Genomic DNA, 16,097 nt, shown 5'->3' on the forward strand with positions numbered 1-16,097 from the left:
TTTAAAATTATGGTTGAAATGTATTATGATAAAGATGCAAGCTTTGAGATTTTGAAAAATAAAACTATAGCAGTCTTAGGATATGGAAGTCAGGGACATGCACAGTCACAAAACCTTAAAGATTCGGGATTAAATGTTATTGTAGGACTTAGAAAAGGAAGTAAAAGGTGGCAACAAGCTGAAAATGACGGTATGAGCGTTAATACTGTTTCTGAAGCTGTTAAAGATGCAGATATAATTCAAATCCTTTTACCTGATGAAGTCCAAGCAAAAGTATATGAAGAAAAAATAGAACCAAATCTCGATCCAGGCAACGCACTAGTGTTTTCACATGGATTTAATATCCATTATAATCAAATAGTTCCACCTAGTGATGTAGATGTCTATATGGTAGCACCAAAAAGTCCTGGGCATTTAGTTAGAAGAACTTTTAAAGATAATACCGGAGTACCAGGACTAATCGCAATATATCAAAACGCCACTGGCAAAGCTCACGATCTTGCATTAGCGCATTCTAAAGGCGTTGGGTGCACAAGAGCTGGTGTGTTTGAAACTACTTTTAGAGAAGAAACTGAAACTGATCTTTTTGGAGAGCAGGTAGATTTATGCGGTGGTGTTGCTTCATTAATTAAAACTTCTTTTGAAGTACTTGTTGAAGCGGGTTACCAACCAGAAATGGCTTACTTTGAAACTTTGCATGAATTAAAACTAATTGTTGACTTAATTCATGAAGGGGGTCTTGAAAAAATGTGGTACTCTGTCTCAAATACAGCAGAGTATGGAGGCTTGACTGTAGGGCCTAAAATCATAAATGAGTTATCAAGAGAAGCTATGTATGAAGCTCTAGAAAGAATCCAAAATGGAGAGTTTGCCAGAGAGTTTGTCCTAGAAGGAAGAGTTAATAATCCTGTACTAAAATCAATGGAAAGAAAAGAACGAGAACACGCAATTGAAGAGGTTGGTAGAGAATTAAGAGCCAAAATGCCGTGGTTGAATAGTGAGTTGAATGAGAAATAATCAGGTTTCATGTAGCTGCTTTGGAAGTAGCTACATATAACTATAGTAAAAAGGGCGTGTATAATTTGAACTCGATTCTAGAAGCTATTATTTCAAGAAGAAGCATTCGCAATTTTACCAAAAAAAAGGTAGAAGATGATAAAATAAATAGCATACTCAAAGCAGCTATATGGGCTCCCTCTGGACTAAATAATCAACCTTGGAAATTTATAGTTATAGAGAATGAAAACACGATACAAAGTTTATCAAAGTTAACTCATTACGAAAAAGTAGTCAAAAATTCCCCTCTATTGATAGCAGTATTTCTTGACAGTGATGAAAGTTATAATTTTGTTAAAGATGTACAAGCAATTGGGGCATCTATTCAAAACATGTTACTTGCTTCTTTTGAAATGGAATTAGGGTCAGTTTGGTTAGGTGAAATACTCAATAATAAATATGAAGTTCATAAACTACTAGATACACCTGAAAATTTTGAACTTATGGCAATAGTAGCATTAGGTTATCCAGTAAATAAGGAGCAGAAGTCTACAAGGAAAAATCTGCATGAGGTAGTATATTATGAGCACTATCAAAGTAAAGTTGTTTAATTGTATCTATTCATGAGATTTATATTTAAGACGAAGAGAAAGTATGTATGGGGTGTAGGAGGAAAAGGAGAGTTTGCTCACTTTGGGTGAAAATGGCTAGTAATAACATCTACATCTCTTCGTCTTTATACGAACAAATTTTCGTTCTTATGATAGATAAATATTTTGCTCCGATCGGTAAATATCTACTTTTTTATACACTTACGGTTTATACATCCAACAAAAGGGTCTGTTTTTGATTCTTTAACCCTAACAATTTTCCAGTTACAGATCTTACAAAAATCTGAGGTTATGCTTAATCTACCTTTTTTTGGAAGTGAATGAGTAAAGCCACACTTATTGCTACAGCCTAAAAACCTACCAGATTCAGTATTAATTACAAACAAATAACCATCGCAATTTAAGCAGGCTCCTACTATATCAGGAGGAAAACATTCTTTTTCTAACTCACATTTAAAACAGGGTCCTATACTCAAAGCCCAGTGAAACTTTCTTCCTACCTTTAAAACCGCAGGAGCCCCCTTTTTGCATAAAGCTTTTTTTGCAACCACAATAGATCCTTTTTTTGGTAAACTAAATGTGTTTTTACATGAAGGAAAACCCGTGCATCCAACAAACCTGCCATTCTCAGTTTTAATAATTCTTAAAATTCGGTTGCATTTTGTGCACTTTCCTACAACATTCTTTTCATCTCTGCTTACATATTCATCATAAATAGAATCTGCTAGTTGATCAATTACTATTTCTTTTTTTGCAACAAGTTGGTTAAACATACTTTTAATTTCATCGATTCCTTTCAAAATAACCTGATTAAAATCATCTTTTCCTGATTCAACATTCTGAATAAGTGTCTCTATATTTGCTCTTACTTCTGGTTTAACAATAATAGGTGCAGCAGCGTTTAAAGAGTCCATTAAAATATAGCCTTGGTCTGAGATAGAAATGGTCCTACCTTTTTTCTCAAGATACCCACGGATTTTATTAGTTTCTATATGACCAGAAGATGTCGCTTTTGTTCCGATATTATTTTTTTCCATGAGAGTTAACAATTCTGCTTCTGTCATTTTTCTAGGTGGAGTTGTCTGGGAATTTTCACAGGAAATATCAATTACTTCAACAACATCTCCTTTTGCACATAATGGAAGTGTCTTATCTTTCTTATCTTCAAAAGGATACATTTCTAACCAGCCAATTTCTTTTAGGACAGAGCCCTTTGAATCAAAAATAGAGTTCTTTATGGATAATGTCAATTTAGTTTTTTCGAATATAGCTGGAGGCATTAAGTTTGAAAAAAAATGTAAAACTATATAGTTATATACATTCCAGTAAGATGAATCCTTATAATTATTAAGTATTTTTTTATTTGATACTGCTTTTATTGGGTGAATAGGAGGATGGTCTTGTGCATTATTTTTCCCATTATTAGGAGATATGCTTTTAGGTAGCTTCTTAATATAACTAGAATATTCGCTGTTCTTAAAAGCCTCGACAATTTCTTTAAAATTGAAATCCGTGCTATATTGATTTGTTTCCGTCCGAGGATAGCTTATAAATCCTGCTAGGTATAAATCTTCTGCAATAGTTAGGGCTTCTTCTGGGCTCAAACCAAAATAAATTGATATTTTTTTTAGTAACTCTGTTGTGTTCAGTGGCAATGGGGGGTTCATTGTGTTTTCTTTTGTCGTTTTATTTATGACTTTTGCCTTATTTAACTTTTTAATTTCATTAAACTCTTGAACAGCCTCTTCTTTTTCGGTTATTTTCCCCTTCCTATGAATTCCATTAAATTTAATTTTATCAAAACTAAATATAGCTTCCAACTTCCAAAAATCAGTTGATTCAAAGTTTTTAATTCTTTTCTCCCTCTCATAAACAAAACCACATGTTGGAGTTTGACATGGGCCGATAGAAAACATACGCCTTGTTCTGATTTTTGATTGAACTGAAATTGTTAAATAACGAGTGAAAATAACACCCATCTTTAGGTCTAATATTTGCCGGGCTTCAGCTGCCATAGCCATATTTTCGTTAATTTCAGTCAAAGAATTAAATGAATTCAAAATCTCATTAGAAGACAGAGAAGAAAACTTAGCACGTTTGAATGGAATATTAGACACGCTTTCAATGATTTTTTTCGCTTCAAAGCCTATATTTTCTCCCTCTCTATCAAAATCACAAGCTAAAATTACCTTATGAGCAGAAGTAGCAAGTTTTTGAATAGCATCAGCATATTTTTTTTTTGTGATATATTTTTCAGGAGTAATGTTAATTAGAAATTTAGGATCTATTGAATTCCAATCTTTATATTTTTCTGGAAAATCATATCCCATAATATGTCCAGCTAAACCAATTATGACATAGGATTCGTTCTTTAATTCAAATTCATAGTATGGAACTGAATAAGCATATTTTTTACAGTATTTATGATTGCCCAATATACTAGCAATCTTTTCAGCTGCTTTATTCTTTTCAGCTATGATCAAAGTTGACATGTAATTAAGTCCATTGAGTTCTTTATTTACTTATTATAAGTTTAGTTGTTCATAAGTTTCCTTTTGAGCGTGTAAACCTTGGATTTAAGCTTTTCATTATCATACCTAAATATTAGCAGGCCAACAAATAATAGGAAAAATGTAATTAAATTAATGAATAGTGTAACAATTATTTCAATTCCACCAATTCCACCACCGGTGGTACCATAAAAAGTATCACCAAACATTACAGGATGAACTGATCTCCAAAGTCTAATTGAAAAAAAGCTCAGTGGGACTGAAATAAATCCCACTATTCCAAAAATTGCTGATAATCTTGCACCTTTTTCGGGTTCGTCCACTGATTGGCGAACCATAATATAGCCAACATAAACTAAAAAAAGTACTAGTGACGTAGTTAGCCTGGGTTCCCATACCCAATACCAGCCCCAAACATCATTTGCCCATATTGATCCAGTTAACAATACTAAAAATGCAAAAATGGCACCTATTTCTGCAGAAGATGCCGCAAATTTGTCCCATTTATTATTAAATGTATGTAAATATAAAATACTTGATACAAAAACTAGCATAAAAGCAAAATATGATATTAATGCAATTGGAAGATGGATAAAGAAGATATTAAAGCTTTCATTGAGAAGAGTCCCTGCTCCATCATACATGGGGGGAGTATATATGAAAATTGCTCCTAGTGAAATTATCAATGAAACTAATATTAAATAAGGCAATAACCTTAATATTTGCTTGTTAAATTCTATCATCAATTCTACACCTGCTAATATAGTATTATTGTTAAGCATTAACTAATTAGATAAACATTTTGTCTTCTAAGGAGCTCGTAGGAATGTTAACACTTTTTCGATATAATTTAAAATTCTTAATCTTGTATAGTCCATTCAAATAAAAGCCTAGATGTTGTATAAAACATTATTACATATACTACCAATAACCTTAACTCATCTAAAATATCCACAAAAGTAGAGCCAGAAATGATTTTTCCTGTTGCAAGTACGGATGGTATTATCACAGGTACAATTAAAGGAAAAAGAAGTACTGGAAGTAGTAGCTCCCCGCTACGTGTATTCATTGTTATTGCCGCCAATAGAACACCAACACTCACAATTCCAGATGTACCTACAAGTACAACAACTGCAAGTAAAAATATTCCTTGAAACGAATAGTTAAACATTAAAGCGAAAATAGGTATGATAAATAATTGTACCAAATAAAGTAGAGTTAATGTAGATAATATCTTTCCTGTATAAATTGCATTCCACTGAGCAGGACATAGCTTTAGAGCATTAATGCAGCCATTTTCAATCTCATCAGAAAATGATTGAAATATGGCAATTGTAGAAACAAAAGTAAAAGAGACCCAGAGTACACCTGGAACAAGAGAATCAATAAATGATGATTTGCCTATAAAATTTCCAAAAGATATACTAAAGATTAATACTACAAGTAAAGAAAATATAATCATTGAATTTAGCTTTTTTTTTGACCTAAATTCTGACTGAAGGTCTTTAAGACAGATATTCAAACTTTTAAACATGTTAATTGTAAACCATTATCATTAAGCTAGTTAGATTGAAAATTAAACTCACATAAAGTTTTAAAATCAGCATAGCTTCCAATCTCATTTTTCTTTTTATCAAAAGTTATTTTTCCATTCTTTATTATTATTGCCCTATTACAAACGTTGAAACCTCTTTCTAAGTTGTGTGATACCATTATTTTTACTTTGGTATGACTATTATTCAATACTAAGTTTTCAAATACTTCAATAGCATTTAAATCCAGTCCTGTGTAAGGTTCATCAAGAAGTAATATAGAAGGTTTATGAATAAGAGCTCTAATGATAGACAATCGTTGTTTCATTCCTCTAGATAGAGTGCCGGCTCTTTCTTTTCTGTATATACATAGCCCAGCTTCTTCAATCATTTTATTTATCCTTGTTTCTAGTTCTACAGAGTCAATATCAAACATTTTACCAAAGAAACGAAGGTTTTCCTCAACTGTAAGGTTTTCATAAATAAAAGTTTCATGGGAAACAAAACCAATGAGTTGTCTAGCTTCAATTAAGTTTTTTTCCATATTAGTTCCATTTATAGATATAACTCCGTCAGTAGGTTTCAATAGGCTAGCTATCATTTTAAGGATGGTTGTCTTGCCAGCACCGTTAGGGCCAAACAGAACAATAAACTCATCGTTAAAGATATCAAAACTAATATTGCTTACTGCATATCGGCCTTCAAACTTTTTAAATAGACCTTTGATTGAAATGTAAGGTTTCATTTAAATTACAGCCGTCTTATCTTTTAATCTATTATTGAAAAGTTAGGTGAGAACAATGTTCTAACATATGGCCATATGTTAGATGTTAGTCAATTAGATTTTATTTTAATATATTAGTTTAACTCAGTTCTTTCTCCTGTAACCATGTAAACAACACTTTCACAAATGTTACATGCATGGTCACCAATACGCTCAAGATACCTGATAACAAACAAAAGATTAGAAGCATTTGTAATGATGCTTGATCCCTCTTTGCAGTCAGATGTCATCATTTCAATTAATTCCATCCATACAGAATAAAATAGTTTATCTATCCCCTCATCTTTTTTTGCGGTTTGTTTTGCTAATTCTATATCAGAAGTTTCAAACGCTATTATTGAATCCTTTAACATAGAGTAAGCAATATTACCCATTTTCTCAGTATCAATCAATGGTTTGATATGAGAATTCTCAATACGTTCCGATAATATTGCAATGTTTACAGCAAGGTCACTCATTCTCTCGAGATCAAGTGATATCTTAAGACAAGATGTAATTAACCTAAGGTCACCAGCCATTGGTTGTTGTAACGCGATCAGTCTTAAAGCTGAGGCCTCGACCTCCATTTCCTTATTATCTATAAGATCATCCATAGCAACTGTAGATTTGGCTAGTTCATAATCTAGATCGATAAATGACCGCATGCCATTCTCAATAATTTCATTCGACATGTCACCCATTTCAACAATTTTCTTCTTCAACTTTAAAAGTTCATTCTCATATCTCTCTCTTACCATTAAATCACCCAAATCTACCAGTAATATAATCTTCAGTACTTTTAACTCGTGGATTCTCAAAAATCTGTTCAGTATCTCCATACTCCATTATTTTACCATGTAGGAAGTACGCCGTATAGTTTGAGATCCTAGCAGCTTGTTGCATATTATGTGTAACAATAACAATAGTGTAGTCCTTTTTCAAATTCATTATCAATTCTTCAATCTTAGCAGTTGAAATTGGGTCTAGGGCACTACAGGGTTCATCGAATAAAATGATTTCTGGGTTGACAGCCAACGTTCGTGCAATACATAATCTTTGCTGTTGACCTCCACTTAAATCTAAAGCGGACTTATCTAATCTATCAGAAACTTCATCCCATAATGCTGCAGCTTTAAGGGATTGTTCAACTATTCGATTTAATTCATTCTTATTCTTAATACCATGGATTTTTGGACCATAAGTTATGTTCTCTGCTATTGACATTGGAAATGGATTAGGCTTTTGGAAAACCATGCCAACTTTTTTTCTTAATTCTACAACATCAATATCTTCATTATATATGTCCTCATCATAGACTAGAACTTCGCCTTCTATGCTGCATGTTCTAACTAAATCATTCATTCTATTAATGCAACGTATAAATGTAGATTTACCACATCCTGAAGGACCTATCAGGGATGTGACTTTATTTTTTGGAATGTCAATAGAGATTTCTTTCAGTGCATTGTTATCTCCATACCAAAGATTTAAGTTATTTACTTTAATTGCAATTTCAAAATTTTGAAGAAAATCTTCACCCATTTATTAACCTCATCACATTTTTGATTGTTCAAATATTAGTTTAACCTTAATTTTTTCTTATAATGCCGCCTTATAAGTATAGCAATCGAATTTACACCTAAAACTACTAGCAATAAAACTAATGCAGTTCCATACTGAATATGTCTAGTTCCTTCTATATCAATTCCAGAAGTTGCTAAAACATATAAGTGATATGGAAGTGCCATAAACTGGTCAAATATTGAGTTGGGTACCCGTGGTAAAAAATAGGCTGCACCTGTGAATAAAATAGGGGCAGTTTCTCCAGCAACCCTACCTATACTTAAAATAGATCCTGTTACTATGCCAGGTAAAGCTGCTGGTAATACCATGCTTTTTGTTGTCTGCCAGCGTGTTACACCAAGAGCAAGTGATGCTTGTCTATACTCCATTGGAACTGCAAGTAGTGCTTCTTGACTTGAACGAATTACTATAGGCAAAACAAGTATCCCTAAAGTTAACGATGCCGCAATAACAGATGGCCCAAACCCAAAGTACCTCACAAAAAGGGCAAGCCCGAATAAGCCAAAAACAACTGATGGAGTCCCTGCTAGATTATTTATAGCCATTTCAATGACCCACTTTATTTTACCAGGTTTAGCATATTCATTAAGATAAACTGCTGCTAGTATACCAAAAGGAAGTGCAGCAAGCATTGAGCCTATTATTAGAGATATGGTACCAATCAATGCTGGATATATTCCACCTTCCATCATCCTATTTCTGGGCATACTTGTGAAAAATTCCCAGCTTAAAGCAGGATAGCCATTTGAGATAATATAGTATAATATTATACACACAAATAGAACAACAGTAAAAATAGATGCTCCAATAAAACCAAATGCAATTTTCTCTGTCAACTTTGCATTAACATTCATTAGGAGCCCTCCAACTTGAATCTATATTTTTTCTTTATAATGTCGGCAGCAAGATTAATGAGAAATGTCATAATAAACAACACCGATCCAACAGCAAACAAGGCATGATAATGTTCACTGCCTATAGGTACTTCACCCATTTCAAGTGCAATTGTTGCTGTCATCGTCCTAACTGATTCTACAATTCCTTCAGGCATTCCTGGTATTACCGCAGCATTCCCTGTTACCATCATCACAGTCATAGTTTCACCTATTGCCCGACCCATACCAAGCATAACAGCTGCCGAGATTCCCGACAACGCTGCTGGTAGAACCACTTTATAAATTGTTTGCCAATTCGTTGCTCCCATAGCTAAAGATCCTTCTCTAATTGATGAGGGTATCGAGCTAATCGCATCTTCGGAAATAGAAATTATTGTGGGTAAAGCCATGACTGCAAGCATCACCGAGCCTGTAAGAGCTACTTGACCTGTTGACAAATCTAACCACAACTGCAGATACGGTGCTAATACCACTAAACCAAAAAAACCATAAACTACAGATGGTATACCTGCGAGAATTTCAATAAATGGTTTTAAAAAGGAAGCAACTCTTGGACTTGCTATTTCAGAAATATATATTGCTGAAGTTATTCCTAAAGGAACCGAAATACATATTGCACCAAAAGTTACTAAAACTGAGCCCAAAAGTAGCGGAATTAAACCATATAATGGAGGGTCTGCTGTAGGATACCATAAGGATCCTGTTACAAAAGAATAAAATGAATGTGTACTAAAAAGAGTTAAAGCATCCCTAAACAAAAAAAGGCATATTAAGATTAATATAATGATGGTTAAAGAACCAATCCAAAACAAAGTAGCTTCAATTAACTTTTCTTTGTGCCTCCTCTTAAAAACCATAGTTATCTCCATTCATTTTTACAATATTACATTTAATTTTAAATTTTAATTAACACGGAAGTACCCTATATCTAATACCAATTTTTGCCCTTCATCACTCAGCAAGAAGTCCAAAAACTTTTCTGATGCTATTGATGCATCTTTTTGAATATAATAATAAAGAGGTCTTACAAGTGGATATGTTTCCGTTTCAATTGATTCTACAGTTGGTTTTATTGGTCCATCATCAAAGTCCAAACTAAGTATCTGTACATTATTAGTTGCATATGCAAAACCAACATAACCTATAGAACCACGGTTTTGTGATACTTCTTGTACAACACCACCAGTAGCTGACATAGATAATGCATCTGATCTGAAATTGTCACCTTGAAGAGCTTTATCTCTAAAAAATTGATACGTTCCAGAGCCACTATCTCTAGTTATTGCACTTATTCTCCTATCTTCACCGCCCACTTCTTTCCAATTAGTAATGGAGCCATTATAAATCCCTCTAAGCTCGTTAGATGTTAGGTTTGTGACTTCGTTTTCAGGATGCACAATTGTTACAATTCCATCTAGTGCAACTTCATGTTCATCGAGTTCTATGCCCTTTTTCCTAGCATTGTCTAGTTCTGAAGAACTCATTTGTCTTGATGACATAGCAATCTCAATCTCATCATCAATAAGCGCTGCTATTCCTACACCTGAGCCTCCTCCAATAACGGTCACAGTAAAATCGGGGTTTCTGAGCATGAACTCTTCAGCTGCATACTGAGTCAATGGTAAAACAGTATCAGATCCTTTTATAAGAACCATCTTTTCTTTATCGGGCCTCTCTAAGCAGCCAACAAAGGACAATGAGATTATCAATCCCAAAAAAACTATTAATATAGGTATCTTTTTTGAATGGTTCATTTAATCAAGCCTATAATTGATTTTTTCTGCAAGCTATTTAACATAAAAGACTATATTTAGATATTATCTATATATTCTATATAGACCTATATAGTAAAATGATAGACTTTAATTAATATTTAAATAAATTGTATTATCATCTAATATTTCTAGTAAATACTTTCAGCAATTTAATCAAAGAAGAAGACGTTTTCAAAGATATTAATTTTTTCATTAAAACCGATGGGTGGTCAATATCCCCATATTCAGTTATAATATCCCTTACCTTATCATTATTTAGAGCTGATATTATCTCGTTCCAATCATTATCTGAGAAGTTATTGCTAATTTTTCTAAACCTAAAACCTATATCTAATTCTTTACCAATAGATTTTCTCCATTTAGTTTCATACTGAATTAAGTGATTGTTAGCTAAATTGTTATTCAAAGCTGCATTTGCTGCAACCTCGCCAGCTATTTTTGCACATACAGCACCTGGATAAATACCACCACCTGATGTAGGTTTCACTTGGCCAGCAGCATCCCCAACTATTAATGTCCTATGTGAAACAGTGCTCTTTAAAGTTCCTAATGGAATACAACCTACAGATAAATCAAGTACTGAGCCTATTCTATTACCTTTTATAGTAGAATTTTGTTCACAAAAGTTATTTAAATATTCAAGGGCGTTAATATCCGAGTTAGAATCGATTGCTAGTCCAATTCTAGATAGTTTTTCATTGATTGGAACCGTCCATGCAAAAAAGCCTGGTGCACATGAACCTAAAAAAAGTTCTACATGGTCAGGACATCTTGACATATATTGTGTTTCAATCTGTATACCTGATAAAACTTTTTTAACATTCCCAAGACCTGATAGTTTTGCAACATTGGATTTAATCCCATCTGCACCAATGATTATTTTAGTCTTGATAGATTTAGTAGTTCCATTTTTTATTACTAAAATATGTTGATATTCATTTTTAGAACAAATATCTACTAGTTTTGTATTCAGCAATAAAGTGACACCTGATTTAATAGCCTCATATGTAAGGGTTTGATCAAAGCTTTTCCTCGACACTACATAAGCTTTTATATCTTTACCTTGAACATCAATAAAATTACCGTTTGGAGAATAAACATATGCACTTGATATTTTGTTAAGAATGAAACTATCAGAGGGTGACAAATCACATTCATAAATAGCTTTAGTGCTAAGGAGTCCTGTACATTCTACAGGTGATCCAATTGAAGAATGCTCCTCAATTAAAAGAACTTTTGCACCGTTCAGAGCAACATATTTTGCTGCAAGACTGCCGGTTGGACCTGCACCAACTACAACAACATCATATATCATCGGGTTTTGCTATAATTGACTTTATATAAAATATTTTAGCTATATAAATCAATATTACTGAATAAAGTTATGATGTCAGCAACAGTGCAACATCTGAATTGTAAGTAAAGGAAAGCATTAGTGACTCTATAGTTATTTCAAATAACTATAGACCACATGTTTAGTTTTGTAAAACTATTTCAATATTTATGTCACGAGGAACCTGTATTCTCATGAGCTGTCTTAGTGCGCGTTCATCTGCTGCAATATCTATTAATCTTTTGTGTACACGCATTTCCCAATGGTCCCATGTGGCTGTACCATCACCACTTGGACTTTTTCTTGCTGGAACCACTAACTTTTTTGTTGGTAAGGGAACAGGACCCGATACACTAACGCCAGTTCGTTCAGCGATGGATTTCACTTGCTCACAAACACCATCCAAGTTTTTTGGACTTATTCCCGATAATCTAATTCTTGCTTTCTGTGCCATGATTTCTCCTCCTCATTTTAAAAATAGAAAAGAGGAGTGTTACTCTTTCTGTTTAACACTCATACACATACCAGCAGCAATTGTCATTCCCATATCTCGTATAGCAAACCTACCTAAATGTGGTATTTCCTTTACAGGTTCAATTACCATTGGTCTTGTAGGTTTTACAGTAATGATTGCTGCATCTCCTGCTTTAATGAATGTTGGGTTTTCTTCTTTGACTTGACCTGATTTTGGATCTAATTTTTTGTCAAGTGACATGAAAGTACATGCTGTTTGAGCTGTATGGCAATGGAACACTGGTGTGTAACCTACTGTAATTGCAGATGGGTGCTGTAAAACAACTATTTGTGCTGTAAATTCTTCTGCTACAGTTGGTGGATTCTTGCTTTCACCACAAACATCTCCTCTTCTTACATCAGATTTGCCTACACCACGAACATTCCATCCTATATTGTCACCAGGCCTTGCCTCGTTTGCTTCCTCATGATGCATTTCAATTGTTTTGACTTCACCACTAGCACCTGTTGGCATGAATGTAACCTTATCTCCTTTCTTCATAACGCCAGTTTCTACACGTCCCACTGGAACAGTTCCAATACCTGAAATCGTATAAGCGTCTTGTACAGGAACACGTAGCGGTAAGTTATCCGGTACTTCTGGTTGTTTCAAGTTATCAAGAGCTTCTAGGATAGTTTCACCATTATACCATGGAGTATTGTCACTCTTCTTAGATATGTTATCTCCTACATATGCAGATATTGGAATAAATGGAATTTCAGATGCTTTAAATCCTACCATTCCTAATAGTTGAGATACGTCTTCCTTGACTTTATTGAACTTCTCTTCACTGTATTGTGTATCGTCCATTTTGTTAACAGCAATTATCAGTTGATTAATACCAAGAGTTCTAGAAAGGAAAACGTGCTCTTTTGTTTGGGCCATTACACCATCCGTACCTGCCACGACTAGTACTGCTGCATCTGCCTGTGACGCACCTGTAATCATATTTTTGACAAAATCACGGTGACCTGGGCAATCTACGATAGTAAAGTAGTACTTGTCAGTATCAAATCTTTTGTGAGCAATATCAATTGTTATTCCCCTCTCTCTTTCTTCTTTGAGGGAGTCCATTACCCAAGCAAATGCAAAGCTTTCTTTTCCTTTTTCTCTTGCTTCATTCTTATATTTCTCAATCAAGTGTTCAGGAATTGCACCTGTTTCAAACATCAGTCTTCCAACTAGTGTTGACTTTCCATGGTCAATATGACCAATAACTGCTAAATTCATATGGGGTTTTTGTGCCATTTATTTTTCCTCCATTTTACTTCATTTTTATGTGTTTTTGCCTAATTGTTCTTTTTAGGTTTAAACCTTTCTGAATTTTGTCTACTCAATATATTAACATATATATTAATCTATTCAAGCACTAATAAAATCAGATGGTTGAGGTAGATCTTTTTTAAGTCCTTTTCTCTCTCTAATTGATGAAACTATCTCATTGATTAAACTTGCAGGAAGTGGTTCAAACCCTAAAAACTCGGTACTCCACATCGATCGGCCTTCAGTAGCAGACCTAATATCGCCTGCAAATCCAAACATCTCTGCCACAGGAACTTTAGAGCTAATAGTTGTCATGTCACCTTCACTAACCATATCTAAAATAATACCACGCCTACCTTGAATTTCTTTAGTTGCTCCACCCATCTGTTCTTGTGGGACCTGGATGAAAAGTTTCTGATAGGGTTCCATCAATGTGTCATTTGCCATCAACATTGCGGCTTGGATAGCTTGCCTTGAAGCAGGTATGACTTGAGCAGGACCACGGTGTATAGCATCTTCATGGAGCTTTGCATCAACTAGCCTTACTTTTACACCCATACAAGGCTCTCTTGAAAGAGGACCACCTTTCATTACCTCCTCAAAGCCTTCTAAAATCAATTCCATAGTTTCATTCAGGTGTTGAATTCCTTTGGTCACATCAATAAATATATTGCTTTCATGAATTTCGGTTATTCCTTTTGCTTCCTCTTTGGACATACCTTTTTCCATAAGCTTTTCTCGACGCTCTAGTTCAGGCATATCCATAGAAATCTCACCTTCTTTTATAGCAGCTACAATTTCTTTATCTAATGGTTCCACTTCAATGTAAAAGCGATTATGTCTGTTAGGCGATTTTCCTTCAACAGGACCTGCAGTACCTTGGATTGTTTCCCTATAAACCACAATAGGAGGAGTTGTGGAAATTTCAACACCTTTATCTCTGCGGATACGATGTGCTATGACTTCTAAATGAAGCTCACCCATTCCAGCCATAAGGTGTTCACCTGTTTCTTCATCAAGTGTTATCTTAAGTGTTGGATCTTCTTTTGACACCTGTCTAAGAACTTCAACAAGCTTTGGTAAGTCACGCATATGTTTAGCTTCAACAGCAACAGTTACGACGGGCTCACTTGCATGTCTAATGCTTTCAAAAGGAGTCATCCCTTCCATTGTAGTAACCGTTGAACCAACAACTGCATCTTTTAATCCCGTTACCGCAGCAATGTTACCTGCAGGAATATTTTCCACTTCAATCCTCTCAGGACCCATGAAAACTCCTACTTGTTGAATTCTGTTTTTTTGGGCTGTTCCAGAAACACTTACTTCCATTCCTCTTGAAAGTGTGCCACTAAACAATCTACCTGTCGCAACTTCTCCTGCATGAGGGTCCATTGAAATATCAGTTACCATAAAAGCAATGGGTGCACTTGCATCTGCTTTCATCATGGCATGACCAATTTCTGTAGAAACATCTCCATGCCAAATCGTATTCACACGCCCCTCCTGCGCATCAATTGGGCTTGGTAGGAAATAAATAACCATATCATTTACAGCTTCATGAAGTGGACACTTTTCTGCTAATGTTTTCATATCCTCTTGTTTACAATATTCATAAACATCATTGAAGCTTATTTGTGTCTTTTTCATCATTGGAACACTAATTGCCCAGTTATACAAAGCTGATCCAAAAGCAACTGTTCCTTCTGAAGCATCTACTTTCCAGCCCGCTTTATACTTTTCTTCATTCATTCCTTTAATTAGTTTGTTCACATGATCAATAAGTTTTCCAAGCCTAATTTGCATTTCTTGAGAATCTACTTGTAGTTCATTAATCAAACGATCAACTTTGTTTATAAAAAGAACTGGTTTTACATGTTCTTTTAATGCTTGTCTAAGAACAGTTTCGGTTTGTGGCATTGTTCCTTCAACAGCATCAATTACAACAACTGCACCATCTACTGCACGCATTGCACGAGTAACATCACCGCCAAAATCAACGTGGCCGGGAGTGTCAATCAAATTAATCAAGTATTCGTTGTCATCGTATTCGTGAACCATTGACACATTAGATGAGTCAATTGTAATTCCCCTTTCCTGTTCTTCTTCATCTGAGTCCATGAATAGTTGTTTACCCGCAAGCTCATTAGAAATCATTCCAGCGCCTGCAAGCAAGTTATCTGAAAGAGTTGTTTTTCCATGGTCTATATGTGCAACTATTCCTATATTCCTGACATTCTCTGGATTTTTCATGAGCGTTTTTACACGCTCTACCATTTTTTTTCTTCTTCCCATTGTAATACCTTGAAACTCATTAATTAAA

Annotated in this window: 15 protein-coding genes; 2 read left to right on the top strand and 13 right to left on the bottom strand. The window is 34.4% G+C overall.

From position 1 onward, the window contains the following. The first annotated feature begins 9 nt into the window (after positions 1-9). A complete protein-coding gene (gene ilvC / locus J2T59_RS00265) occupies positions 10-1,017 on the top strand; it encodes a ketol-acid reductoisomerase (protein WP_259132986.1) in 1,008 nt (335 codons plus the stop codon). 20 nt (positions 1,018-1,037) lie between these two features. Next, positions 1,038-1,607, top strand: coding sequence for a nitroreductase family protein (locus J2T59_RS00270; RefSeq protein ID WP_259132987.1), 570 nt, complete (start codon positions 1,038-1,040; stop codon positions 1,605-1,607). 185 nt (positions 1,608-1,792) lie between these two features. On the opposite strand, the gene J2T59_RS00275 is transcribed toward J2T59_RS00270, so the two are convergent. The 13 genes from J2T59_RS00275 to J2T59_RS00335 form a co-directional block, all read right to left on the bottom strand. Then, on the bottom strand, positions 1,793-4,099 hold the full coding sequence (locus J2T59_RS00275) for a DNA topoisomerase (RefSeq protein ID WP_259132988.1): 2,307 nt from the start codon (positions 4,097-4,099) through the stop codon (positions 1,793-1,795). 41 nt (positions 4,100-4,140) lie between these two features. Beyond that, positions 4,141-4,899, bottom strand: a complete 759-nt coding sequence (locus tag J2T59_RS00280; RefSeq protein WP_259132990.1) for a cytochrome c biogenesis protein — start codon at positions 4,897-4,899, stop codon at positions 4,141-4,143. Between the two features lie 77 nt (positions 4,900-4,976). Next, the gene (locus J2T59_RS00285; RefSeq protein ID WP_259132991.1) at positions 4,977-5,651 is read right to left on the bottom strand and encodes a heme exporter protein CcmB; all 675 of its coding nucleotides are present in this window, start codon (positions 5,649-5,651) and stop codon (positions 4,977-4,979) included. Positions 5,652-5,677: 26 nt separating this feature from the next. After that, positions 5,678-6,394: an ABC transporter ATP-binding protein gene (locus J2T59_RS00290; protein WP_259132992.1), complete on the bottom strand. Its 717-nt coding sequence runs from the start codon at positions 6,392-6,394 to the stop codon at positions 5,678-5,680. A 113-nt stretch (positions 6,395-6,507) separates the two neighbouring features. Then, a complete protein-coding gene (gene phoU / locus J2T59_RS00295; RefSeq protein WP_259132993.1) occupies positions 6,508-7,170 on the bottom strand; it encodes a phosphate signaling complex protein PhoU in 663 nt (220 codons plus the stop codon). Positions 7,171-7,174: 4 nt separating this feature from the next. After that, complete coding sequence (gene pstB, locus J2T59_RS00300; RefSeq protein WP_259132994.1) at positions 7,175-7,954, bottom strand: phosphate ABC transporter ATP-binding protein PstB; 780 nt, start codon at positions 7,952-7,954, stop codon at positions 7,175-7,177. Between the two features lie 35 nt (positions 7,955-7,989). Further along, positions 7,990-8,850 carry a phosphate ABC transporter permease PstA gene (pstA, locus tag J2T59_RS00305; RefSeq protein ID WP_259132995.1) on the bottom strand — a complete coding sequence of 287 codons (861 nt, stop codon included), beginning with the start codon at positions 8,848-8,850 and terminating at the stop codon, positions 7,990-7,992. Beyond that, positions 8,850-9,749 (bottom strand): phosphate ABC transporter permease subunit PstC, encoded by a 900-nt coding sequence (gene pstC, locus J2T59_RS00310; protein WP_259132996.1) that lies wholly within the window; start codon positions 9,747-9,749, stop codon positions 8,850-8,852. The genes pstA and pstC overlap by 1 nt, the downstream gene beginning before the upstream one ends. Positions 9,750-9,794: 45 nt before the next feature. Then, positions 9,795-10,646, bottom strand: a complete 852-nt coding sequence (locus tag J2T59_RS00315) for a PstS family phosphate ABC transporter substrate-binding protein (protein WP_259132997.1) — start codon at positions 10,644-10,646, stop codon at positions 9,795-9,797. 136 nt (positions 10,647-10,782) lie between these two features. Next, complete coding sequence (locus tag J2T59_RS00320) at positions 10,783-11,982, bottom strand: geranylgeranyl reductase family protein (protein ID WP_259132998.1); 1,200 nt, start codon at positions 11,980-11,982, stop codon at positions 10,783-10,785. A 160-nt stretch (positions 11,983-12,142) separates the two neighbouring features. Next, on the bottom strand, positions 12,143-12,454 hold the full coding sequence (rpsJ, locus tag J2T59_RS00325; RefSeq protein WP_259132999.1) for a 30S ribosomal protein S10: 312 nt from the start codon (positions 12,452-12,454) through the stop codon (positions 12,143-12,145). Between the two features lie 39 nt (positions 12,455-12,493). Then, on the bottom strand, positions 12,494-13,762 hold the full coding sequence (tuf, locus tag J2T59_RS00330; protein WP_259133000.1) for a translation elongation factor EF-1 subunit alpha: 1,269 nt from the start codon (positions 13,760-13,762) through the stop codon (positions 12,494-12,496). A 114-nt stretch (positions 13,763-13,876) separates the two neighbouring features. Next, positions 13,877-16,069 carry an elongation factor EF-2 gene (locus tag J2T59_RS00335; protein WP_259133002.1) on the bottom strand — a complete coding sequence of 731 codons (2,193 nt, stop codon included), beginning with the start codon at positions 16,067-16,069 and terminating at the stop codon, positions 13,877-13,879. Between the last annotated feature and the right edge of the window lie 28 nt (positions 16,070-16,097).

This window comes from Methanosalsum natronophilum, from assembly GCF_024808815.1.
GTDB classification, from domain to species: Archaea; Halobacteriota; Methanosarcinia; order Methanosarcinales; family Methanosarcinaceae; genus Methanosalsum; species Methanosalsum natronophilum.